This window comes from Achromobacter veterisilvae (assembly GCF_900496975.1).
Lineage (GTDB): Bacteria > Pseudomonadota > Gammaproteobacteria > Burkholderiales > Burkholderiaceae_B > Achromobacter > Achromobacter veterisilvae.
Window position 1 is genome coordinate 114,128 of sequence record NZ_UFQC01000016.1, and the last position, 22,231, is coordinate 136,358.

At 65.8% G+C, this 22,231-nt stretch carries 18 protein-coding genes; 15 read left to right on the top strand and 3 right to left on the bottom strand.

The features are described 5' to 3' along the window. Positions 1-90: 90 nt before the first annotated feature. The 14 genes from sdhC to AVE30378_RS16725 all read left to right on the top strand — a co-directional run bounded on the left by sdhC (position 91) and on the right by AVE30378_RS16725 (position 13,948). Positions 91-504: a succinate dehydrogenase, cytochrome b556 subunit gene (gene sdhC / locus AVE30378_RS16660; RefSeq protein WP_129241976.1), complete on the top strand. Its 414-nt coding sequence runs from the start codon at positions 91-93 to the stop codon at positions 502-504. Next, positions 504-887 (top strand): succinate dehydrogenase, hydrophobic membrane anchor protein, encoded by a 384-nt coding sequence (sdhD, locus tag AVE30378_RS16665; RefSeq protein WP_129241977.1) that lies wholly within the window; start codon positions 504-506, stop codon positions 885-887. The genes sdhC and sdhD overlap by 1 nt, the downstream gene beginning before the upstream one ends. Positions 888-890: 3 nt before the next feature. Continuing rightward, positions 891-2,669 (top strand): succinate dehydrogenase flavoprotein subunit, encoded by a 1,779-nt coding sequence (gene sdhA / locus AVE30378_RS16670; protein WP_129241978.1) that lies wholly within the window; start codon positions 891-893, stop codon positions 2,667-2,669. A gap of 19 nt (positions 2,670-2,688) precedes the next feature. After that, positions 2,689-3,405 (top strand): succinate dehydrogenase iron-sulfur subunit, encoded by a 717-nt coding sequence (locus AVE30378_RS16675; protein WP_129241979.1) that lies wholly within the window; start codon positions 2,689-2,691, stop codon positions 3,403-3,405. Between the two features lie 115 nt (positions 3,406-3,520). Continuing rightward, positions 3,521-3,781, top strand: coding sequence for a succinate dehydrogenase assembly factor 2 (locus AVE30378_RS16680; RefSeq protein ID WP_129241980.1), 261 nt, complete (start codon positions 3,521-3,523; stop codon positions 3,779-3,781). A gap of 19 nt (positions 3,782-3,800) precedes the next feature. Continuing rightward, positions 3,801-5,111 carry a citrate synthase gene (locus AVE30378_RS16685; RefSeq protein WP_062684931.1) on the top strand — a complete coding sequence of 437 codons (1,311 nt, stop codon included), beginning with the start codon at positions 3,801-3,803 and terminating at the stop codon, positions 5,109-5,111. A gap of 307 nt (positions 5,112-5,418) precedes the next feature. Beyond that, complete coding sequence (locus AVE30378_RS16690) at positions 5,419-6,366, top strand: helix-turn-helix domain-containing protein (RefSeq protein ID WP_165360208.1); 948 nt, start codon at positions 5,419-5,421, stop codon at positions 6,364-6,366. A gap of 241 nt (positions 6,367-6,607) precedes the next feature. Beyond that, positions 6,608-8,023 (top strand): amidase, encoded by a 1,416-nt coding sequence (locus AVE30378_RS16695; protein ID WP_129241982.1) that lies wholly within the window; start codon positions 6,608-6,610, stop codon positions 8,021-8,023. Between the two features lie 96 nt (positions 8,024-8,119). Further along, the gene (locus AVE30378_RS16700) at positions 8,120-9,358 is read left to right on the top strand and encodes an ABC transporter substrate-binding protein (RefSeq protein ID WP_129241983.1); all 1,239 of its coding nucleotides are present in this window, start codon (positions 8,120-8,122) and stop codon (positions 9,356-9,358) included. A gap of 73 nt (positions 9,359-9,431) precedes the next feature. Continuing rightward, on the top strand, positions 9,432-10,292 hold the full coding sequence (locus tag AVE30378_RS16705; RefSeq protein WP_244235072.1) for a branched-chain amino acid ABC transporter permease: 861 nt from the start codon (positions 9,432-9,434) through the stop codon (positions 10,290-10,292). 1 nt (position 10,293) lies between these two features. After that, positions 10,294-11,340 carry a branched-chain amino acid ABC transporter permease gene (locus AVE30378_RS16710; protein WP_129241984.1) on the top strand — a complete coding sequence of 349 codons (1,047 nt, stop codon included), beginning with the start codon at positions 10,294-10,296 and terminating at the stop codon, positions 11,338-11,340. Continuing rightward, on the top strand, positions 11,337-12,065 hold the full coding sequence (locus AVE30378_RS16715) for an ATP-binding cassette domain-containing protein (protein WP_129241985.1): 729 nt from the start codon (positions 11,337-11,339) through the stop codon (positions 12,063-12,065). The genes AVE30378_RS16710 and AVE30378_RS16715 overlap by 4 nt, the downstream gene beginning before the upstream one ends. Further along, positions 12,062-12,757, top strand: coding sequence for an ABC transporter ATP-binding protein (locus tag AVE30378_RS16720; RefSeq protein ID WP_244235073.1), 696 nt, complete (start codon positions 12,062-12,064; stop codon positions 12,755-12,757). Before AVE30378_RS16715 ends, AVE30378_RS16720 begins: the two co-directional genes overlap by 4 nt. Positions 12,758-12,847: 90 nt before the next feature. Beyond that, on the top strand, positions 12,848-13,948 hold the full coding sequence (locus AVE30378_RS16725) for a hypothetical protein (protein ID WP_129241986.1): 1,101 nt from the start codon (positions 12,848-12,850) through the stop codon (positions 13,946-13,948). Positions 13,949-13,976: 28 nt separating this feature from the next. Here AVE30378_RS16725 and AVE30378_RS16730 read toward each other — a convergent pair whose 3' ends face one another. From AVE30378_RS16730 to mdeB, 3 genes are all read right to left on the bottom strand, one after another. Beyond that, entirely contained in the window at positions 13,977-14,429 is a 453-nt protein-coding gene (locus tag AVE30378_RS16730; protein ID WP_129241987.1) for a DUF2214 family protein, read from the bottom strand. Between the two features lie 118 nt (positions 14,430-14,547). Continuing rightward, positions 14,548-16,845 (bottom strand): NADP-dependent malic enzyme, encoded by a 2,298-nt coding sequence (locus AVE30378_RS16735; RefSeq protein WP_129241988.1) that lies wholly within the window; start codon positions 16,843-16,845, stop codon positions 14,548-14,550. Positions 16,846-17,011: 166 nt separating this feature from the next. Next, entirely contained in the window at positions 17,012-19,699 is a 2,688-nt protein-coding gene (gene mdeB / locus AVE30378_RS16740; RefSeq protein WP_129241989.1) for an alpha-ketoglutarate dehydrogenase, read from the bottom strand. Positions 19,700-19,911: 212 nt separating this feature from the next. Here mdeB and AVE30378_RS16745 point away from each other — a divergent pair, with 212 nt between their 5' ends. After that, positions 19,912-21,960, top strand: a complete 2,049-nt coding sequence (locus tag AVE30378_RS16745) for an OPT family oligopeptide transporter (RefSeq protein ID WP_129241990.1) — start codon at positions 19,912-19,914, stop codon at positions 21,958-21,960. Positions 21,961-22,231 lie beyond the last annotated feature (271 nt).

Genomic DNA, 22,231 nt, shown 5'->3' on the forward strand with positions numbered 1-22,231 from the left:
CTATCTCTGGGCGAAAATACCGTGTTTGCCCGCAAGGGCCACGGCATTCTTGCCGTCACGATTCCCTAGTTCCGAAACACCGAGGCCGTCATGTCCGACACCGCTGCCAAGCCACGTCCGCAGTTTCGCAATATTGGCATTGCGCAACTCGCCAGCTACCGCCTGCCCCTGGCCGGCAAGCTGTCCATCCTGCACCGCGTCAGCGGCGCGCTGCTGTTCCTCTGTCTTCCCTTGGTCATTCTGCCGCTGTTCGCGGCCAGCGTGGCCGCGCCGCAGACGTTCGCCGCCGTGGCCGCGTACGCCGGCAACCCGATAGTCAAGCTTGTCTTCCTGGTCCTGGTCTGGGGCTACCTGCACCATTTCTGTGCCGGCATCCGCTACCTGCTGCTGGACCTGCACATCGGCATCGACAAACTGTCGGCCAAGAAGAGCGCCGGCGTGGTTTTCGGGGTGAGCCTGGCGCTGACCCTGGTGTTCGCCCTCAAACTGTTCGGAGCGCTGTAATGGCCGACGTCAAAAACTACGGACCCAAGCGTCTGGTCGTGGGCGCCCACTACGGCGTCATGGATTTCATCATCCAGCGCGTCACCGCCGTCATCATGGCCGTGTACACGCTGGTGCTGCTGATCGGCATCCTGGCGATGCCGGCCTTCACGTACGAACACTGGACCTCGCTGTTCAATTTCTACGTGGGCGTTCTTCCGGTCGGCCAGATCCTGGCCACCCTTGCATTCGTTGCGCTGGCCTGGCACGCCTGGATTGGCGTGCGCGACATCTGGATGGACTACGTCAAGTCGGTGGGCGTGCGCCTGCTGCTGCAAGTGCTGACGATCCTCTGGCTGGTCGGTTCGGTCGTTTACTTCGCGCAAATCCTCTGGAGCATTTAAGCCGTGGTCTCTGTCCTGAAATCCCTGCCGCGCCGCCAGTTTGATGTGGTGGTCGTCGGCGCCGGCGGAGCCGGCATGCGTTGTTCGCTGCAACTGTCCCAAGCGGGCCTGTCCGTTGCGGTGCTGTCCAAGGTGTTCCCCACGCGTTCGCACACGGTTGCCGCCCAAGGCGGCGTGAGCGCCTCGCTGGGCAACATGAGCGAAGACAACTGGTACTGGCACATGTACGACACCGTCAAGGGTTCGGACTGGCTGGGCGACCAGGACGCCATCGAATTCATGTGCCGTGAAGCGCCGAACGCCGTGTACGAACTCGAACACTTCGGCATGCCGTTCGACCGCAACCCCGACGGCACCATCTACCAGCGTCCGTTCGGCGGCCACACCGCCAACTTCGGCGAAAAGCCGGTCCAGCGCGCCTGTGCCGCTGCCGACCGCACCGGCCACGCGCTGCTGCACACCCTCTACCAGCGCAACGTCGCCGCGCGCACCCAGTTCTTCGTCGAATGGATGGCGCTGGACCTGCTGCGCAACGAAGCCGGCGACGTCGTCGGCGTGACCGCCCTGGAAATGGAAACGGGCGAGATCTACATCCTGGAAGCCAAGACCACGGTGCTGGCCACCGGCGGCGCCGGCCGCATCTGGGCCGCGTCCACCAACGCCTTCATCAACACCGGCGACGGCCTGGGCATGGCCGCCCGCGCGGGCATCCCGCTGCAGGACATGGAATTCTGGCAATTCCACCCGACCGGCGTGGCCGGCGCCGGCGTGCTGATCACGGAAGGCGTGCGCGGCGAAGGCGGCATCCTGCTGAACAAGGACGGCGAACGCTTCATGGAGCGCTACGCGCCCACGCTGAAGGACCTGGCCCCGCGCGACTTCGTGTCCCGCTCGATGGACCAGGAAATCAAGGAAGGCCGCGGCTGCGGTCCCGACGGCAGCTACGTGGTCCTGAAGCTGGACCACCTGGGCGCCGACGTGATCAACAAGCGCCTGCCCTCGATCCGCGAAATCGCCATCAAGTTCGGCAACGTGGACCCGATCAAGGAACCGATCCCCGTCGTCCCGACCATCCACTACCAGATGGGCGGCATCCCGGCCAACTACCACGGCCAGGTGCTGACGCGCGAAAACGGCGAGAACAAGATCGTCAACGGCCTGTACGCCATCGGCGAATGCGCCGCGGTGTCGGTGCACGGCGCCAACCGCCTGGGCACGAACTCGCTGCTGGACCTGATCGTGTTCGGCCGCGCCACCGGCAACCACATCGTGAATTCGCATCCGGAACGCCAGCACGCGCACCAGCCCGTGCCGCAGCAGGCCGTCGAATTCTCGCTGGACCGCGTGAACAAGCTGGAATCGCGCACCTCCGGCGAAAAGACGCAGGACATCGGCAACGCCATCCGCTTCTCGATGCAGCGCCACTGCGGCGTGTTCCGCACGCTGGACCTGCTGAACGAAGGCGTGGAGCAGATCGAGGACCTGGCCAAGCAAGCCGACAACATCTACTTCAAGGACAAGTCCAAGGTGTTCAACACCGCGCGCGTCGAGGCGCTGGAACTGGCCAACATGACCGAAGTGGCCCGCGCCACCATCAAGTCGGCCGCCAACCGCACCGAAAGCCGCGGCGCCCATGCGCTGGACGACCACCCGACCCGCGACGACGAGAACTGGCTGAAGCACACGCTGTGGTACTCCGAAGGCAGCCGCCTGGATTACAAGCCCGTGCAGATGAAGCCTCTGACGGTCGAGTCCTTCCCGCCCAAGGCGCGTACCTTCTAAGTCCGGATAGAGTCCTACTATGAGCACCAAGAGAATCGTCAAGTTCGAAATCTACCGCTACGATCCGGACAAGGACGAGCGCCCGTACATGCAGAAGCTGGAAGTCGAACTCCAGCCCACCGACAAGATGCTGCTCGATGCGCTGGTGCGCATCAAGAACGACGTCGATGACAGCCTGGCCCTGCGCCGCTCGTGCCGTGAAGGCGTGTGCGGTTCGGACGCCATGAACATCAACGGCAAGAACGGCCTGGCCTGCACGACGAACCTGCGCGAACTGAAGGAACCGATCGTCCTGCGTCCGCTGCCCGGCCTGCCGGTCATCCGCGACCTGATCGTGGACATGACGCACTTCTTCAACCAGTACCACTCGATCCGCCCGTACCTCATCAACGACACGCCGCCGCCCGAAAAGGAACGCCTGCAGTCGCCCGAGGCGCGCGAAGAGCTGGACGGCCTGTACGAGTGCATTCTGTGCGCGTGCTGTTCCACTTCCTGCCCGTCGTTCTGGTGGAATCCGGACAAGTTCGTCGGCCCGGCCGGCCTGCTGCAAGCCTACCGCTTCATCGCCGACAGCCGCGACGAAGCCACGGGCGGCCGCCTGGACAACCTGGAAGACCCGTATCGCCTGTTCCGTTGCCACACCATCATGAATTGCGTCGACGTCTGTCCCAAGGGCCTGAACCCGACCAAGGCGATCGGCAAGATCAAGGAACTGCTGGTTCGCCGCACGGTCTAGTATCAAGCGGTGTGTTTTTATCGCCGCGCCGCCTCTTGAATGGGCATGTCCCCTTTAAAGGGGCGGCGCGTCTGCCTGGCGGACGTGGCGAGGGACTTTTTATTTAGGTGTAACGATGAGCAGGCTTACTGAACTAGAGCGGGCGCGTTTGCGTTGGCGGGCGCGCCGCGGTCTGCTCGAAAACGACTTGATCATCACCCGGTATCTGGACGCCCACGAGGCCGAACTTACCGACGATGACGTAGCCGCATTGACGCAGTTGTTCGAAATGGGAGACAACGACCTTCTCGACCTGCTGCTGGCTCGCAAGGAACTCGAGGGCGCGCTGGACACGCCCAGGCTTCGGAGCATTATTGGCCAGATGCGCGCGCTCTGATTAATTGAGAGGAAAAAACATGAACCTGTCTGACAAAAAAGCCACGCTATCCTTCTCGGATGGCAGCGCCCCCATTGAGTTCCCTGTCTACAAGGGCACGGTCGGTCCGGATGTGATCGACATCCGCAAGCTTTACGGCCAGACGGGCATGTTCACGTTTGACCCGGGCTTCATGTCCACCGCCGCCTGCGAATCGGGCATCACGTACATCGATGGCGACAAGGGCGAGCTGCTGTACCGCGGCTTCCCCATCGAGCAACTGGCCGTGAACTGCGACTTCATGGACATCTGCTACCTGATCCTGAACGGCGAACTGCCGAACAAGGACCAGAAGGCCGATTTCGACTCGCAAGTGACCCATCACACGATGGTGAACGAGCAACTGCATTTCTTCCTGCGCGGTTTCCGCCGCGACGCGCACCCCATGGCCGTCCTGACCGGCCTGGTCGGCGCGCTGTCCGCGTTCTACCACGACTCCACCGACATCACGAACCCGCAGCATCGCCACATCTCGGCCATCCGCCTGATCGCCAAGATGCCGACGCTGGTCGCGATGGCGTATAAGTACTCGCAAGGCCAGCCTTTCATCTACCCGCAGAACGACCTGTCCTACACGGGCAACTTCCTGCGCATGATGTTCGCCACGCCGTGCGAAGACTACAAGGTCAACGAAGTCGTCGAGCGCGCGCTGGACCGCATCTTCATCCTGCACGCCGACCACGAGCAGAACGCGTCGACCTCGACCGTCCGCCTGTGCGGCTCGTCGGGCACCAACCCGTTCGCCGCCATCTCGGCCGGCGTGGCTTGCCTGTGGGGCCCGGCTCACGGCGGCGCCAACGAAGCTTGCCTGCAGATGCTGGAAGAACTGCAAGCCAACGGCGGCATCGACAAGGTCGGCGAGTTCATGGAGAAGGTCAAGGACAAGAACTCGGGCGTGCGCCTGATGGGCTTTGGCCACCGCGTCTACAAGAACTACGACCCGCGCGCCAAGCTGATGCAGGAAACGTGCAAGGAAGTGCTCTCGGCCCTGGGCCTGGAAAACGACCCGCTGTTCAAGCTGGCCATGGAACTGGAACGCATCGCCCTGTCGGATCCGTACTTCGTGCAGCGCAAGCTGTACCCGAACGTGGACTTCTACTCGGGTATCGTCCAGCGCGCCATCGGCATCCCGACCTCGCTGTTCACGGCCATCTTCGCGCTGGCCCGCACGGTGGGCTGGATCGCCCAGTGGAACGAAATGCTGTCGGACCCCGATTACAAGATCGGCCGTCCCCGCCAGTTGTTCACCGGTTCGGTCACGCGCGACGTGCCCCCGATGGACAAGCGCTGATCCGTTAGCGGTCCGCTCCGAGAAACCCGCCTTCAACGAGGCGGGTTTTTTCATGGGCGCAGCCCGTCTGCGGCGGCCTGTCCGCCTGCCTCCGGAAGCGGGGACGCGCCGGTCCGAGGGTCCGATGGGGCAACGGGTAAATACCAATTCAAAGGCAGTTGCCTTTTGGCAGAATCTTCGGGACAAAGCGGGGGGGCGAACTCCCCGCCCGGCAACACGCAGGGAGCAGCAGGCAGCAAGAGGACCGACAAGCCGTATTTCCGCAAAATCCGTGTCAATCTCTGGCACTGGCCCCGCCGGAGGGGAAATGAAGCTGAACTATTCGACCGAGAAGGTGAGTGAACGCCAGCGGCCCGAGTACTGGAACGAAGTCGTCTGCAAACATTGTGTACAGGCCGACAGCACGATCGACAGCTCAGGTAGTTTCATCGGCAAGTACGCCGCCAAGTCGATCGACGAGATCGAGATATCGCGGATGTCTTCTCCCCGCCATGTGTGGCAGCGCGCGGCCAGGCACGTGCGCAGGGATGCGAACGAGGCGTTTCTGTTGACGCTGATGGAGTCCGGAACCGGCCATCTGTCGCAATCGGGCCGCTCCACGCAAATCAACAATGGCGATATCGCGCTGTACGACGCGGAGCGCCTGTTCACCTACGATATGACGCCCGAGTCGGTCTTGCTGCTGCGCATTCCACGCAAGCAATTGCTGTATCGCGCCCCGCTGGCGGAACGCTATACGGCCATGCGCTTCGTGCCGGACAAGCCCATCACCGGCTTGCTGTTCCACACGATACGGTCCGCCGCCGACATCAACTTCTCCGAAGATCTGCCTCCCGGCGTGCAAACCCAGTTTGCGGCCTCCTTGCTCGACTTGCTGGCGGCGACGATCCAGATGCAGATGGCCGGCAGCGACTCGGCCTCCAGCGAACGCGAGAAATTGCTTGGGAGCGCCAAGCAATACGTGGAGTCCCACCTGGACGATCCCCATCTGACGGTGGACCGGATAGCCATTGCCTTGCGAGTGTCCGAGCGCACGCTCACCCGCATGTTCGCCGAGAGCGGCACCACACCCATGCGCTGGGTCTGGCAACGGCGGCTCGAAGCCGCCTATTGTTCGCTGAAAGAGGGCCGGGCGCGCCAGGTGACCGAGGCGGCGTTCCGCAATGGATTCAACGACGTTTCGCATTTCAGCCGGATCTTCAAGCTCTGCTACGGCCATTCGCCGAAAGACCTGCTGACTAGAACAAGGCGCTGATCGGCGCCAGTCCGGCAGCCAGTTGGAGCCCGTCGCAGGGGACCAACTGGCTGTTTGTTTTTCCACTTCCGATCCCGCGCTCCGCACCCGTGGCTGTCACAGTCAAGTCTGCTGGCGGTCACGAACAAGAAACCGTTCGCCACGCGCCGTAATCTGCTTTCAGGCATGCATCAGGCTATTTCAGGCCGCGCAAGGCGATTGCGTCTGGCGGCTGCTGTCGGCTGACGTCAAGGAGGACGGGATGAGTCACGATGATCTGCACTACATGGGGCTGCGCGAAATCGGCAAGGCCATTCAATCCGGCGAGGTCTCTTCTGAAACCGTCACCGAACGGCAGATTGATCGCATCGGCAAACTGGATGGACGTCTCAAGAGCTATGTCCTGCTCATGAAGGACGGCGCGATGGAGGCGGCCCGCCAGGCGGACCGGGAGATTGCCCAGGGCCAGGTGCGCGGCCCCTTGCACGGGGTGCCCGTGGCGGTGAAAGACCTGTGCTGGACGGCCGATGCGCCGACGGCGTTCGGCACGACACTCTACCGCGGGTTCCAATCCCATGAAGACGGCACGGTGGTGAAGCGGTTGCGCGAGGCCGGGGCTGTGCTCCTGGGCAAGGTCCAACTGACCGAAGGAGCGCTCACGGACCACCATCCGGAAGTCGATCCGCCCGTCAATCCCTGGAATCCTGAGCACTGGACCGGCGTGTCTTCCAGCGGTTCGGGCGTGGCGCCGGCGGCCGGGCTTTGCTACGGCGCCATCGGCACCGATACGGGCGGCTCGATCCGTTTCCCGTCCGCCGCTTGCGGGGTGACCGGCATCAAGCCGACCTGGGGGCGCGTAAGCCGGTACGGCGCGTTCGAACTGGCGGCATCCCTCGACCACCTGGGGCCGATGACCCGCAGCGCGGAGGATTCGGCCGCGATGCTCGGCGCCATCGCGGGCGCCGACGACAACGACCCGACGGCCAGCCAGTTGCCGGTTCCCGACTATCTGCGCGAAATGGAGCGCGGTGTCCAGGGACTGCGCATTGGCGTCGACTCCAGGTGGAACCACGACGATGTCGATGCGCCGACGCGCAGGATGATGGACGAGGCCGTCGCCGTGATGGCCAGGCTGGGCGCGGAGATTGTCGAAGTCAAGGCGCCCGATGCGGTCGATGTGCAGCGGAACTGGTTCAACCTGTGCAGCATCGAAGCCGCCGTGGCCCATGAAAAAACCTATCCGCAGCAGAAGGGCTCCTACGGCCCGGCATTGGCCAACCTGATCGAGATGGGCAGGACGCTGAGCGGCACCGATTACCAGAAGATCCTGCTGCAGCGCGCCGCGTACACGGGCAAGCTGCGGGCGCTGATGCAGGGAGTGGACGTGCTGCTGGTGCCCACCACGCCCATCGCCTCGCCGACGGTGGCGCAAATGCACGTCACCGGCCAGGCGTATGTGGACATCTGGTTCGCCATGATGCGATACACGGCGCCGCTGGACATGGCGGGCGCGCCCACCATCACCTTGCCCGGCGGCTTTCTTGAAGGGGCCGGCACGCCGATCGGCTTCCAGTTCGTGGGCGCCGACTTCCGTGAAGACCTGATCGTGCGCGCCGCGCATGCGTATCAGCAAACGACGGATTGGCATCGCAGGCATCCCGATCTGGCAGGTGCTTGAGCGACTCGGCGCGCGTCGGCGTCAGGCCAAGCCACAGCCGCACGGTCCGCGCCGGCGGGAGACCCCGGCGCGGGCAATTCAACGGAAGGAGTGTCCATGTCCCTCAATCGACGGGGTTTCATCAAAACCGCGGCCGGCGTGCTTGCATACGCCAGCAGCTTCGATCTGCTCGCGCAGGCGCAAATCGATTCGTCCAGGCCGATCAAGGTCGCCAACCTGCTGGACAAGACCGGTGTCTTGAACAACTACTGCCTGAAGCAGATCAAGGCGGTAGCCATGGCGGCCGACGAAATCAACGCGGCAGGCGGTTTGCTAGGCCGGAAAGTGGAGGTCATTTTCTACGATACGCAGTCCAGCAACCGCCTCTATTCGCAATACGCGACCCAGGCGTTCGTCCGCGACAAGGCCGACGTCATCCACGGCGCCGTCGCCAGTTCCGCGCGCGAAGTGGTCAGGCCGATCGTGCAGCGCTTCAAGGGGCTGTACTTCTACAACGCCCTGTACGAAGGCGGCGTGTGCGATCGCCGCCACGTGTGCCCCGGCATGGTGCCGGGGCAGGAGCTGGATCCGCTGGTCGACTATGTGATCAAAGAGCGCAACGCCAAGACGCACTACATCCTGGCGGCCGACTACAACTACGGCCAGATAACCAGCAAGTGGTTGCAGAAGTTCATCCGGGAAAAGGGCGGCAAGGACGTGGCCGTCGAGTTCTTTCCCCTGGACGTCACCAACTTCGCGCCCGCGCTCAGCCGCATCCAGGCGGCGAAGCCCGACGCGGTGTGGTCCGCCCTGGTCGGCGATGCCCACATGAGCTTCTACCGCCAGTTCGAATCGACCATAGGCAAGAAGAACATGACGCTGGTCGGCACGGTGTACGGCGCCGCCAGGGAAAACTCCATGCTCAGCGCGCAGGAGAACGACGGAACCATCATCGCCGCGTCCTTCATCGATACGCTGCCCACGGACGCGGCCAGGAGCTTCGTGAAGCGTTTCGCGGAATTTACCGGGGAATCGGACTACATCGGCGAGTATGGAGAGTACGGCTACCGGGGCATGATGCTATGGGCCGAAGCCGTCCGGCGCGCCGGCAGCGCGGAGCCGGACAAGGTCATCGCCGCGTTGCCGGGGACCCGGTACGACGGTCCCGGCGGACTGTACTCCATCGATGAACAGTCCAACCACGTCATCATGGATATCCATATCGCCATCGGCAACAAGGACAAGGGATTCGACGTCGTCAAGTCGTTCCCCCAGCGCCAGCCCACCGATACGCAGGCGGTATGCGACCTGAGGCGCAACCCCGACGATACCAAGCAATACGAGCCCAAGCTCTAGATGTCCGGAACGCCAGGGCCGCCGCCACGCCGGCGGCCCTGGCGGACACCAACCATCCGCTTCGGAGAGCCGCGTGACATCGCTATACACCGGTCTTTACCTAGTCGTATTTTCGATCTCGTTGATGTTGCTGATCAGCCTGGGGCTGGCGGTGATATTCGGCATGATGAAGGTCATCAACCTGGCCCACGGCGAGTTCATGATGGTGGGAGGATACGCTTGCGTCCTGTCCGCCAACGCCGGCGCGCCGCTGTGGCTGGGCGTGCTGGCCGGCGGAGCGGTCGCGGGCGCCGCCGGCATCGTGGTCGAGCGGCTGGTCATCCGGTTCCTTTACGGACGGATGGTGGACACGCTGTTGGCCACCTGGGGGGTGTCGCTGCTGTTCGTCGGGGCGGCGACCACCGTGTTCGGCGCATCCAGCATAGGAATGTCGACTGACTTCGCCAATGTCGCCATCGGGGGCATGAACGTATCTTCCTACAACCTGGCGATCTGCGCTTTTTCTTTCTCCCTGGTCGCGCTGTGCTGGTGGTTGGCGGTTCGGACCAAGGCGGGCCTGATCGTGCGCGGAACCATGCAGGCGTCCGAGATGGCCGGTTGCCTGGGCGTGAATCGAGACCGGGTATACATGGCCACGTTCGGCCTGGGATCCTGCCTGGCCGGGCTTGCCGGTGCGGCGCTGGCGCCATTGACCGGGGTGAGTCCCGCCATGGGCGGTTTTTTCGTGGCCAAGGCTTTCATCACGGTCATCGTCGGCGGCCACTTGCCTCTCGCCGGCGCGAGCGCGGCCTCATCCCTGTTCGGCGCGATTGACGGCGCGGTGTCCTATGCCTACAGCTCGGTCCTGGGCGAGGTCACCATGTTGATCGCGGCGGTCCTCCTGCTGCGCATGCTCCCGTTGGGCATCACCGGCAGAATGAAGCGAGGTATGTAGCATGAGCGGCTCTACGTTTTCCATGAGTTTCGACGCGCACGCCGGACGCCCGCCCCGATGGCCCTGGTGGGCATCGGTGGGTGTTTGCGTGGCGCTGATGCTGGCCGTGCCGCTGTTCGGCGACACCGCGTTCCTGTTGGACTTGTCGCTGGTGATGATCCTGTCGCTGCTGGCGTTGAGCATGGGGCTGCTGTGGGGCTATGTTGGCATCCTGAGCTTCGGCCAGACGATTTTCTTCGGCCTCGGCGGCTATGCCTACGCCTTGTTCAGTCTGAATACCGACATGCCGGTGGCGGCATTCGCGCTGGCGGCCATCGTGCCCATGCTCTTCGCGGTATTGCTGGGCTACTTCATGATGTTCGGCCGGATCAGCGACATCTACCTGAGCGTCATCACGCTGGTCGTCACGCTGATCTTCGAGAAGGGCGTGCGCGCCACCTCGGGGCCCGAATACGTTATCGGCACCGTGCGGCTCAACGGGCAGAACGGCATTCCCGGCGTGCCAGGGCTTCCCTGGCGGATCGGGACGCTCGACCTGCAATCCATCGAAGGCATTTTCTACCTGGCCTTGTTCTTCCTGGCGCTGGCGTATGTCGGCATCCGCCTGTTCCTGGCCAGTCCGACGGGACGCGTGCTGGTGGGGCTGCGGGAAAACGACAAGCGCATGGAGCTGCTGGGGTACGACAGCCGACTGTACAAGCTGATCGCCTTCGTCATTGCCGGCGGGCTTGCCGGCCTGGCCGGAGGCCTGTACGCGCTGTGGGGGAACTTCGTCGGCCCGGAGATGTTCAGCCTCAATCAGGCCGCGATGGTGGTCATCTGGGTAATCGTCGGCGGGCGCTCCATCCTGGTGGGGCCGATCATCGGCACGCTGCTGATCCAGTACCTCACCACGTGGCTGGGCACGGTGGGCGTCGGCCAGGTCACGCTGGCGCTGGGATTCATATTGATCCTCTGCGTGCTGTTGTTTCCGCAGGGGTTGGCACCGGCGTGCCGAAGCCTGATCGCCCGTCTTGCGCCGCAGCGGCGCGCGGGGGCCGACCGATGACGGACCAGGACATCATTCTGGAGGCCCGGGGCGTGGGCAAGCGCTTCGGCGGCGTCAAGGCGCTGGGCAATATCGATTTCGTCTTGCGCCGGGGCGAGCTGAGATGCCTGATCGGGCCGAACGGCGCGGGCAAGAGCACATTCTTCAAGTTGCTCAGCGGCCAACTCGCGCCCTCGGAGGGAGACATCCTGTTCGACGGAAGCAGCATCCGGCATGTGCAGCAGCACGTCATCGCCAAGCGGGGCATGGGCATCAAGAACCAGGTGCCCACCGTGCTGGACGGGCTGACGGTGGACGAGAACCTGTGGCTGGCCGCCTGGAGCGCCTGCGGCTCCGGCAAGGCGCTCGGCCGGGCCGAGCAGATAAAGGCCCGCCTGGGGCTGGAGGGCGTTTCCCGGAAGCTGGTGGGAGAGTTGGCCCATGGCCAGCGCCAGTGGGTGGAAATCGGCATGGTCGTGGCGCGAGATCCGAAGGTGATCCTGCTAGACGAACCCGCGGCCGGAATGAGCGACGAGGAAACCCAGCGCATGGCGGATCTGATACAGGAACTGAATACGCGGGCGGCCGTGGTGGTGGTCGAGCACGACATGGCCTTCATCGGCAAGATCGCGCGCAAGGTCACCGTGTTTCATCAAGGCGGCATTCTGACGGAAGGCTCGTTCGAGCAGATCATCGCCGATCCGCAGGTGCGCGATGTCTATTTGGGACGGGGGCGCGGCGCATGAACTTGCTGACAGTCAACAATCTGTCTTCCGGCTATGGCCGCATTCCGGTTCTGGAGGGCGTCCAATTCCACGTCGCCGAGGCGGAATTCCTGGGGGTGCTCGGCCACAACGGCATGGGCAAGTCCACGCTGCTGAAGACGCTGATGGGCGTGCTGCCGGCGACGGCAGGCGCCGCACGTTTGCAGGACACGGACATCACCCGTTTGCCCCCCCACCTGCGCGCCCGGATGGGCATGGGCTACGTGCCGCAGGGGCGGGGTATTTTTCCGGGCCTGTCGGTGCTGGAAAACCTCAGTTTTTCGGCCAAGGCGAACCCCGGGCGTAGCATGGACGTGGAGGAAATCCTGAATGAATATCCGCGCCTGAAACCGTTGGCGGGACGTCCCGGCGGCGCGCTGAGCGGGGGGGAGCAACAACTGCTGGCGTTGGCGCGGGCCTTGGTCGCGCGGCCGAGGCTGCTGCTGCTCGACGAACCCACCGAGGGCATCCAACCTTCCATCATCGACGAAATCGTGGACAAGCTGAAGGACATCCGCGAGCGCCTGGGGCTGACGATCGTACTGGTGGAGCAGAACATCGATTTCATTCGCCAGTTGTCGGACCGAGTGCTGCTGATACACAAGGGCGCCATCAAGCGGGCATTGCGACCGGACGAATTGACCGACGAATCCGTCCTCGACCATTTCACCTGAACGGCGCGAAAAAAGGGGCTGCCGCCATCCGGAGGCGCCGCGGTGCCGCGGCATCCGGACCGAGGCGGCGGTTCGCGTATCATCGCCGCCATGATCCCGATTTCACTGCCGTCGACGGAATTCTTCGTCTTCCTTTTCGTTTCCCAGCTCGCGGGCCTGGCATTGCTGGGATGGTTGGCGGTGCTGGCCGCCAGCCGCCGCGCAAGGCAGCGGTTCGGGCGCCGCCCCTGGCTGCACGGCGGCGCGCTGCTAGCGCTGGCCGCCATGTCCGCCTTCTATATCTTCATCCGGTATGTGTTCTGGACCGTGGACCGCGAGTATGACCGCCTGGAGGCGGCACGGCGCGTGACGCTGGAGCAGCCGCAGACGCTGGGGGGCGTGGCCATGCCCGCGGGCGCGCGCCTCGTGCTGGAGAGGGAAGGCCAGCCCGAGCGCTACACCGAGGCGACGTTCGACGCGCCGGTGCCGGCATTCGGCATGCGGGCCACGCGTATCGTGCGTTACCTGCGCACCGAGTACGACCGGGAAACCTACGAGGAACTCGGCGCGCATCCGCACACGCTGTACCTCTGGGGCGCGGGCGTGCAGGATGTGGCGGGCTGGCGCTGCGACACCACGGAAAAGGTCGAATTCAGGGTCGAGAAAAAAGGCGCCCGGCCCGAGTTCGAATCCTGCACGCTGGGCGCGGGCAATCGCGCGGGAGAGATCGCGTTGCCGGCCGGCGCCGAGGTCCGGGCGAGAAAGGGCGACACCTACACGAACGGGCACGTAGAGCCGCTGAACTGGTATGTGAGCGTCGATTCGCCCGAACCCCTGGCCGTGTCCGGGATGCTGCTCGGGCGTCCCGGGCTGCGCCTGGACGACGCGCATCGCCTGCTGGGCGTGGCGAGCGCGGCGCTGGCCTGCCCGCTGCGGCTGGGGCCCTATCGCTATCCCGCGGGCACGCGGGTCCAGTCCACCGCCTATCCGCTGAACCGGCGCCTGCCGGACGCCTGGGTGCTCAGCCCGGACCATGGCATGACGGTGCAGCGCGACGACGGCGAGGCGCTGTCCGAGGGCATGTCGGTGGTGCAGCGGGGCGACGGCGAGGTGCTGGCCACGTTGCCGAACGCGGAGGCGGGCGTGATGCTGTTCGCGACCATCGAGGTGGAAGGGGCGCCATCTCGGGCGTCGGTGCGCTGCCCCTCCTGAACGTGCCGGCCCCGAACGGGGCCGGGCGCTATATGCCGATGCCGCGTGCCATCAGCACCGCGAACAACGGCAGGAAGATGAACAGGTGGGATTCGATCATCACCCAACGGCGCGCGCGGCGGATGTCGGCCTCGGGCGGCACGAAGCCCGGCTGGGTGGCGGCCTGCTTGCGCCAGCGGATGAAGGCGAGGGTGGGCGGGATCGAACAGAGGGCGATCACGACGAAGAGGGCGATCTTGGCGTGGAACCAGGGGTTGGCCATGTAGAACGCCGCGCCCTTGGCGCCGAGCATGAGGCGCAGCACCCCGGTGACCAGCACGGCCACCGCCGACACGCCGAAGAAGCGGTCGTACAGGGCCAGGCGGCGAACCGCGTCGGGCGTCAGGCCGGGGCGCAGCAGGACGGCTTCGGCCGTCATGATGACTACGAGCACGAAAATGGCCAGATAGTGAAACCAGGCGAGCAGGGCGTCTTGCAGCATGGCGGCTCCAGAAAAGCGGGACAAGCATGGTTGTACCATCCCGCGGTGAACCGCCAAGAAAAAAGCGCCCCGAGGGGCGCTTTGCATGCCGGGCGCCGCAGGCGCCCAGGCAGGCCGATCAACGGCGCTTCTTGGCGGCCTCGGCGGCTTCCTGCTGCGCGTCCACCACGGCCAGGGCCGTCATGTTGACGATGCGGCGCACGGTGGCGCTGGTGGTCAGGATGTGCACGGGACGGGCCGCGCCCAGCAGGATCGGGCCCATCGCGATGCCGTTGCTGCCGGTCATCTTCAGCATGTTGTACGTGATGTTGCCGGTGTCCAGGTTCGGCATGACCAGCAGGTTCGCGCGGCCCTTCAGCGTGCTGTCCGGGTAGGCCAGGACGCGGATTTTTTCCGACAGGGCGGCGTCGGCGTGCATTTCGCCGTCGACTTCCAGGTCGGGCGCGCGCTCCTGCACCAGCCTGGCCGCCGCGGCCATTTTGCGCGACGATTCCGTCACGCGGCTGCCGAAGTTGGAGTGCGACAGCAGGGCGATCTTCGGCACCACGCCAAAGCGCAGCATTTCATCGGCGGCCTGGATCGTGATGCTGGCCACTTCTTCCGACGTCGGATTTTCGTTGACGTGGGTGTCGGTGACGAACAGCGTCTGGTCGGGCAGCATCAGCACGTTCAGGGCGGCGTAGGTCTGGCCTTCCTTCTTGCCGATGATTTCGTCGATGTACTTGAGCTGGTTGTCGTACTTGCTGGCCACGCCGCAAAGCAGCGCGTCGGCGTCGCCGCGGCGCAGCAGCATCGCGCCGATCAGCGTGTTGTGCTTGCGGATCATCGCCTTGGCGATGGCCGGCGTTACGCCTTCGCGGCCCTTGAGCTGGTAGTAGGCGCTCCAGGTTTCATTGAAGCGGCTGTCGTCCTCGGGATCCACGATCTCGAAATGCTGGCCGGCGACCAGGCGCAGGCCGAACTTCTTGATGCGCATCTCGATCACGGCCGGGCGGCCGATCAGGATCGGGAACGCCAGCTTCTCGTCGGAGACGGTCTGCACCGCGCGCAGGACGCGTTCGTCTTCGCCGTCGGCGTAGATGACGCGCTTGGGCGCCTTCTTGGCCTGGGCGAACAGCGGGCGCATCAACTGGCCGGAGTGGTACACGAAACCCATCAGCTTCTGGCGGTAGGCTTCGATGTCCTCGATGGGACGCGCGGCGACGCCGGAGTCGGCGGCGGCCTGGGCCACGGCCGGCGCGATCTGGACGATCAGGCGCGGGTCGAAAGGCTTGGGGATGATGTAGTCGGGGCCGAACGACAATTCCTGGCCGGCGTAGGCGCGGGCCACTTCATCGTTCTGCTCGGCTTGCGCCAGTTCGGCGATGGCCTTCACGCAAGCCAGCTTCATTTCTTCCGTGATGCGCGAGGCGCCGGCGTCCATGGCGCCGCGGAAAATGAACGGGAAGCACAGCACGTTGTTGACCTGGTTCGGGTAGTCCGAACGGCCGGTGGCGATGATGCAGTCCGGGCGCGCCGCCTTGGCGATTTCCGGGCGGATCTCGGGCTCCGGGTTGGCCAGGGCCAGGATCAGCGGGCTGGCGGCCATGGTCTTGACCATGTCGGCGGTCAGCACGCCGGCGGTCGAGCAGCCCAGGAACACGTCGGCGCCATTGACCACGTCGGCCAGCGTGCGCGCGTCGGTTTTCTGGGCGTAGCGCTTCTTGTTGGCCTCCATGTTTTCATCGCGGCCGTCCCAGATCACGCCGCGGGAGTCCACCACGTAGATGTTCTCGCGCTTGACGCCCAGGTGGACCAGCAGGTCCAGGCAGGCGATGGCGGCGGCGCCGGCGCCCGAGCAGGCCAGCTTGACCGTGCCGATGTCCTTGCCCACGACCTTCAGGCCGTTCAGGATGGCGGCCGACGAAATGATGGCGGTGCCGTGCTGGTCGTCGTGGAAGACGGGGATCTTCATGCGCTCGCGCAGCTTCTTTTCAATATAGAAGCACTCGGGCGCCTTGATGTCCTCGAGGTTGACGCCGCCCAGCGTGGGCTCCAGCGCCGCGATGATGTCGACCAGCTTGTCCGGATCGTTTTCGGCCAGTTCGATGTCGAACACGTCGATGCCGGCGAACTTCTTGAAGAGGCAGCCCTTGCCTTCCATGACCGGCTTGGCCGCCAGCGGACCGATGTTGCCCAGGCCCAGCACGGCGGTGCCGTTGGTGATCACGCCCACCAGATTGCCGCGCGAGGTGTACTTCGAGGCGGCGTCGTCGCCCTGGTCGAAGATGGCCATGCAGGCGGCCGCCACGCCGGGGGAGTAGGCCAGGGACAGGTCGTCTTGGTTGGCGAGGGTCTTGGTCGGGGTGACCGAGATTTTGCCGGGAGTGGGATAGGCGTGGTAGTCCAACGCCAGTTTGGTGAGAGTTTCGTCCATGGGATACAGGCCTTTGGGGCGTAAAACGGAAAGACAGAAAAGGAAAACGGACTGCAAAAGGCGGGCTCGCGGCCCGCCTTCATCTATTTGGCAATGCTTGAGAACACCCGTATTTCAACAGAAAGCGGGGGAGCTTGGTTGTTGCACCGCAACGAATGGCCGGTTTTTACAGCTCCCAGGGCGGAGTCCGGCGGGCGCGGGCGTTCAATCGGGCCCGCAGCGCCTGGGCGTCGTCCTGCCGGCCCAGGCTGTCCAGCGCGTACAGGGCGATCCAGTCGGCGCTGACTTCGAAGAAGTCGCGCAACTGGGCGCGGGTGTCGCTGCGGCCGAAGCCGTCGGTGCCCAGCGTGCGGTAGGAAGCCGGCACCCAGGCGCGGATCTGTTCGGGCACGGCGCGCACGTAGTCGGTGGCGGCGACCACCGGCGCGTTGCTGGCGCCCAGGCAGGTCCGCACCCAGTCCGCCGCGTCGCGGGTTTCCAGCCCCAGCACGCGGGCGCGCTCGGCTTCGCGGCCGTCGCGGGCCAGTTCGGAAAAGCTGGTCACGCTCCAGACCTCGGCGTCCACCCCGTAGTCGGCCAGCAGCCGCTCGGCCGCCATTTCGGCCTCGCGCAGCATGGGGCCGGCGCCCAGCAGGCGCACCTGGGCCTGGCCGCGGGCGGGGCGCAGGCGGTACATGCCGCGCAGGATGCCTTCGCGCGCGTCCTCGCCCGCGGGCATGTCCGGCTGCGCCAGGTTTTCGTTGGTGACGGTCAGGTAGAAGAACTCGTCGCGCTGCTCGTCGAGCATGCGGCGCATGCCGTGCTCGACGATGACGGCGACTTCGTACGCGTAGGCCGGGTCGTAGGCGCGGCAGTTGGGAACGGCGGCGGCCATGATGTGGCTGGAACCGTCCTGGTGCTGGAGCCCCTCGCCGCCCAGCGTGGTCCGGCCGGAGGTCGCGCCGATGAGGAAGCCGCGCGTGCGCTGGTCGGCCGCCGCCCAGATCAGGTCGCCGATGCGCTGGAAGCCGAACATCGAGTAATAGATATAGAAGGGCAGCATGGGCAGCCCGTTGACCGAGTAGCTGGTGCCGGCCGCGGTCCACGAGGAAATCGCGCCGGCCTCGGTAATGCCTTCCTCCAGGATCTGGCCGTCGCGGGCTTCGCGGTAGTACAGCACCGAGCCGATGTCCTCGGGTTCGTAGAGCTGCCCCTGCGCCGAATAGATGCCGATCTGCCGGAACAGATTGGCCATGCCGAAGGTGCGGGCCTCGTCCGCGACGATGGGCACGATGCGCGGGCCCACGGCGCCGTCCTTGAGCAGCGCGGTCAGCATGCGCACGATGGCCATGGTGGAGGACATTTCCTTGCCGTCCGCGGCCAGCGCGAAGCGCGCCCATTGTTCTGCGTCCGGCGGCGCCAGGCGGGGCGCCTCGGTGGCGCGGCGGGGAATGTGCCCGCCCAGCGCCGCGCGGCGCGCCTGCAGGTGGCGCAGTTCGGCGCTGTCCTCGGCGGGGCGGTAGAACTTCAGCGCCAGGCAGTCGGCGTCCGAGATCGGCAGCGCGAAGCGGTCGCGGAAGGCCAGCAGCGCTTCGTCGTCCAGCTTCTTCTGCTGGTGGGTGGTCATCTTGCCCTGGCCGGCCGCGCCCATGCCGAAGCCCTTCTTGGTCTGCGCCAGGATGACGGTGGGCTGGCCGCGATGGCGGACGGCGCGGTGGTAGGCGGCGTGGATCTTCACCATGTCGTGGCCGCCGCGGTGCAGCCGGTCGATGGCTTCGTCGGTCCAGTCGGCCACCAGGGCGGCCAGCTCGGGATTCTGGTTGAAGAAGTGGGCGCGGTTGAAGGCGCCGTCGTTGGCGGCGAAGGTCTGGAACTGCCCGTCCACCGTGTTGGCGAACGCGCGGGCCAGCGCGCCGCCGGTGTCGCGCCGCAAGAGGGCGTCCCAGTCGCTGCCCCAGACCAGCTTGATCACGTTCCAGCCCGCGCCGGCGTACAGCGTTTCGAGTTCGTCGATGATGCGGCCGTTGCCGCGCACCGGGCCGTCCAGGCGTTGCAGGTTGCAGTTGACCACGAAGACCAGGTTGTCGAGCTTTTCGCGCGCCGCCAGCGTCAGCGCGGCGATGGATTCGGGTTCGTCCATTTCGCCGTCGCCGAAGATGCCCCAGACCTTGCGGTCGCCGCCCGGCACCAGCGAGCGGTGTTCGAGGTAGCGCATGAAGCGCGCCTGGTAGATGGCGTTGATCGGGCCGATGCCCATCGAGCCCGTGGGGAACTGCCAGAAATCGGGCATCAGCCACGGGTGCGGGTACGAGGACAGGCCGCGCAGGCCGCGCGCGGTGGCGGTGATTTCCTGCCGGAAATGCGCCAGGTCGTCTTCGCCCAGGAATCCTTCCAGGTAGGCGCGGGCGTACACGCCCGGCGCCGAGTGCGGCTGCATGTAGACCAGGTCGCCCGGGCCTTCCGCCGTCCGCGCCCGGAAGAAATGGTTGAAGCCCACCTCGAACAGGTCGGCGGCCGAGGCGTAGCTGGCGATGTGGCCGCCCAGTTCGCCGTGCGCCTGGTTGGCGCGCACCACCATGGCCAGCGCGTTCCAGCGGTTGATGCGGGCGATGCGTTCCTCGACCGCCAGGTTGCCGGGAAACGGCGGTTCCTGGTCGGCGGGGATGGTATTCAGATAGGCAGTGCGGATCTGGCCGCTGGCGCGCAGGCCCAGCGAGGCGGCGTGGCCCAGGAGATTGTCCAGCACGTAGCCCGCCCGTCCGGCGCCTTCCGCCTGGACCAGCGACTGCAGGGCGTCGCGCCATTCGGCGGTTTCGGCGGGGTCGAGGTCGTGTTCCGTGTCGTGCCCGGGACGGAGGGTGCTGGCGTCGCGCATAGTGGTGTTGTCTCCTGGTTTAGGGCCCATGCTAGACCCTTGCCCCAGGCATGGGTGATCGAAATTTTGGAGGAATCGCGTCGGTTTCAGCATAATCTTTTGCAGGGCGCGGTGCTCGCGGCAGCTTATGCCGCGGAAACGCCCGATGGCCGCCTCCGGGCCCTCAGCCGGCGAGGCGCTAGAATTCGCGGCTAGCAGACAGGGAGATTTCCATGACCCAACCCACCCGCGTCCCCGCAGAGGTCACGCTGCCGGAACTGACGTTCCGCGGCGTCCTGCTGGGCGCCCTGATCACCGTCATCTTCACCGCTTCCAACGTGTTCCTGGGACTGAAGGTGGGCCTGACGTTTTCGTCCGCCATTCCGGCCGCGGTGATCTCGATGTCCGTGCTGCGCCTGTTCAAGGACGCGAACATCCTGGAAAACAATATGGTGCAGACCCAGGCCTCGGCGGCCGGCACGCTGTCTTCCATCATCTTCATCCTGCCGGCCCTGGTCATGATGGGGCACTGGCAGGGCTTTCCGTTCTGGCAGACGCTGGGCATCTGCGCGGCCGGCGGGATGCTGGGCGTGATGTTCACGATTCCGCTGCGCCACGTGATGGTGGTGCAGAGCGACCTGCCGTATCCGGAAGGCGTGGCGGCCGCCGAGATCCTGCGGGTGGGCAGCGCCGAACGCGCCCAGGATGCCGCCGAGGACGCCGGGCGGGCGCCGGCCAAGGCCGCCACGGGCATGGGCGACATCGTCGCCGGCGGCCTGGCCTCCGCCGCGGTCAGCTTCGCGGCCAGCGGCCTGCGGGTGCTGGGCGACAGCGTCAGCGGCTGGTTCGCGCTGGGCGGCGCGGTGTTCCGGCTGCCCATGGGTTTCTCGCTGGCGCTGTTGGGCGCCGGCTACCTCATCGGCATCGTCGCGGGCCTGGCCATGCTGACCGGGCTGGTCATTTCCTGGGGGATCGCCGTGCCCGTCCTGAGCGCCATGGGCGACATGCCCGCGGGCCAGTCGCTGGCGCAGTACGCGACCGGCCTGTGGTCGTCGCAAGTGCGCTTCATCGGCGCGGGCGTGATCGGCGTGGGCGCCATCTGGACGCTGGCGACGCTGTTCATGCCGATGGCGCGCGGCGTGAAGGCCTCGTTCGCCGCCCTGGGCAAAGCCGGCGCGGCCGGCGCCGGGAGCGCCCCGCGCACCGAGCGCGACCTGTCGGCCGGATGGATCTCGGCGGTGACGCTGGTGCTGGTGGCGGTCCTGGTCGTGACGTTCCAGGTGTTCCTGTCGGGCGCGCCGCTGTCGGCCGCCGCGATCTGGAAGCTGGTGGCCTACGCGGTGCTGTTCGCCTTTGTGTTCGGCTTCCTGGTGGCCGCCGCCTGCGGCTACATGGCCGGGCTGGTGGGTTCGTCCACGAGCCCGATCTCGGGAGTGGGCATCGTCGCCATCGTGCTGGTGTCGCTGCTGATGCTGGCGCTGGGCGGCGAATTGCTGAGCGTGGAGAACGGCGTGCAGATGGCCATCGCGCTGTCTATCTTCAGCACGTCCGCGGTGGTGGCCGTGGCCTCGATTTCCAACGACAACCTGCAGGACCTGAAGACCGGCTGGCTCGTGGGCGCGACGCCGTGGCGCCAGCAGGTCGCGCTGCTGATCGGCTGCGTGGCGGGCGCGGCGGTGATTTCTCCGGTGCTGGAACTGCTGTACAACGCCTACGGCTTCGCCGACGCGCTGCCGCGCGCCGACATGGATCCGGCGCAGGCCCTGTCGGCGCCGCAGGCGACGCTGATGCTGGCGATCGCGCGCGGCATCTTCACGCACCAGCTCAACTGGTCGATGATCCTGATCGGCATGGCGGTCGGCGTGGGCCTGATCCTGGTGGACCAGGTCCTGATGCGCACCTGCCGCGTGGCCCGGATTCCGGTGCTGGCGGTGGGCATCGGCATCTACCTGCCGCCGACCGTCGCCGCGCCCATCGTGGCCGGCGCGGTCCTTGCGTGGCTGCTCGAGCGCGCCCTGCGCCGCCGCGCCGCCGCGGCCGGCAAGCCCTACGAGCAATTCGCCGACGCGCCCAACCGCCGCGGCGTGCTGATCGCCTCCGGCCTGATCGTGGGCGAAAGCCTGGTCGGGGTGCTGATGGCCGCCATCATCGGCGCGACCGGCTCCGACGCCCCGCTGGCCATCGCCGGCGAGGACTTCGCGCCGACGGCGTCGTATCTCGGGCTGGCGGTTTTCGTGTTCGTGGCGGTGCTGTTCTGGCGGCGAGTGTTGAAGCTGGCGTAGCGCGCTTGCGCATCGTCGATGCGGGGGGGCGGGGCTGCGGCAGGAGCCTGGCCGCGGCAGTGTCTGACACCCGTATGAGGTGAGGGCACGCGCAGTGTCTGACACCCGTACGAGATGCTCTTTCAGGCTGAAGCAGATCTTCCCGGGTGTCTGACACCCACACACATCGTGTCAGACACCCGGGAAGCGCTGCTTCAAGCTTGAGCGCCTTGCCGTACGGGTGTCAGACACTGCGCGTGCCGGGCGTGCCCTGCGCAGGGGTGTTCCCGCC

What these genes read in the sequence shown, in the direction of transcription:
- AVE30378_RS16745 (WP_129241990.1), top strand. Translation starts at nt 19,912, where the DNA reads ATGACCCAACCCACCCGCGTCCCCGCAGAGGTCACGCTGCCGGAACTG.
- AVE30378_RS16710 (WP_129241984.1), top strand. Translation starts at nt 10,294, where the DNA reads ATGAGCGGCTCTACGTTTTCCATGAGTTTCGACGCGCACGCCGGACGC.
- sdhD (WP_129241977.1), top strand. Translation starts at nt 504, where the DNA reads ATGGCCGACGTCAAAAACTACGGACCCAAGCGTCTGGTCGTGGGCGCC.
- AVE30378_RS16675 (WP_129241979.1), top strand. Translation starts at nt 2,689, where the DNA reads ATGAGCACCAAGAGAATCGTCAAGTTCGAAATCTACCGCTACGATCCG.
- sdhC (WP_129241976.1), top strand. Translation starts at nt 91, where the DNA reads ATGTCCGACACCGCTGCCAAGCCACGTCCGCAGTTTCGCAATATTGGC.
- AVE30378_RS16700 (WP_129241983.1), top strand. Translation starts at nt 8,120, where the DNA reads ATGTCCCTCAATCGACGGGGTTTCATCAAAACCGCGGCCGGCGTGCTT.
- AVE30378_RS16720 (WP_244235073.1), top strand. Translation starts at nt 12,062, where the DNA reads ATGAACTTGCTGACAGTCAACAATCTGTCTTCCGGCTATGGCCGCATT.
- AVE30378_RS16685 (WP_062684931.1), top strand. Translation starts at nt 3,801, where the DNA reads ATGAACCTGTCTGACAAAAAAGCCACGCTATCCTTCTCGGATGGCAGC.
- AVE30378_RS16725 (WP_129241986.1), top strand. Translation starts at nt 12,848, where the DNA reads ATGATCCCGATTTCACTGCCGTCGACGGAATTCTTCGTCTTCCTTTTC.
- AVE30378_RS16735 (WP_129241988.1), bottom strand. Translation starts at nt 16,845, where the DNA reads ATGGACGAAACTCTCACCAAACTGGCGTTGGACTACCACGCCTATCCC.
- AVE30378_RS16690 (WP_165360208.1), top strand. Translation starts at nt 5,419, where the DNA reads ATGAAGCTGAACTATTCGACCGAGAAGGTGAGTGAACGCCAGCGGCCC.
- AVE30378_RS16680 (WP_129241980.1), top strand. Translation starts at nt 3,521, where the DNA reads ATGAGCAGGCTTACTGAACTAGAGCGGGCGCGTTTGCGTTGGCGGGCG.
- AVE30378_RS16715 (WP_129241985.1), top strand. Translation starts at nt 11,337, where the DNA reads ATGACGGACCAGGACATCATTCTGGAGGCCCGGGGCGTGGGCAAGCGC.
- AVE30378_RS16730 (WP_129241987.1), bottom strand. Translation starts at nt 14,429, where the DNA reads ATGCTGCAAGACGCCCTGCTCGCCTGGTTTCACTATCTGGCCATTTTC.
- AVE30378_RS16695 (WP_129241982.1), top strand. Translation starts at nt 6,608, where the DNA reads ATGAGTCACGATGATCTGCACTACATGGGGCTGCGCGAAATCGGCAAG.
- mdeB (WP_129241989.1), bottom strand. Translation starts at nt 19,699, where the DNA reads ATGCGCGACGCCAGCACCCTCCGTCCCGGGCACGACACGGAACACGAC.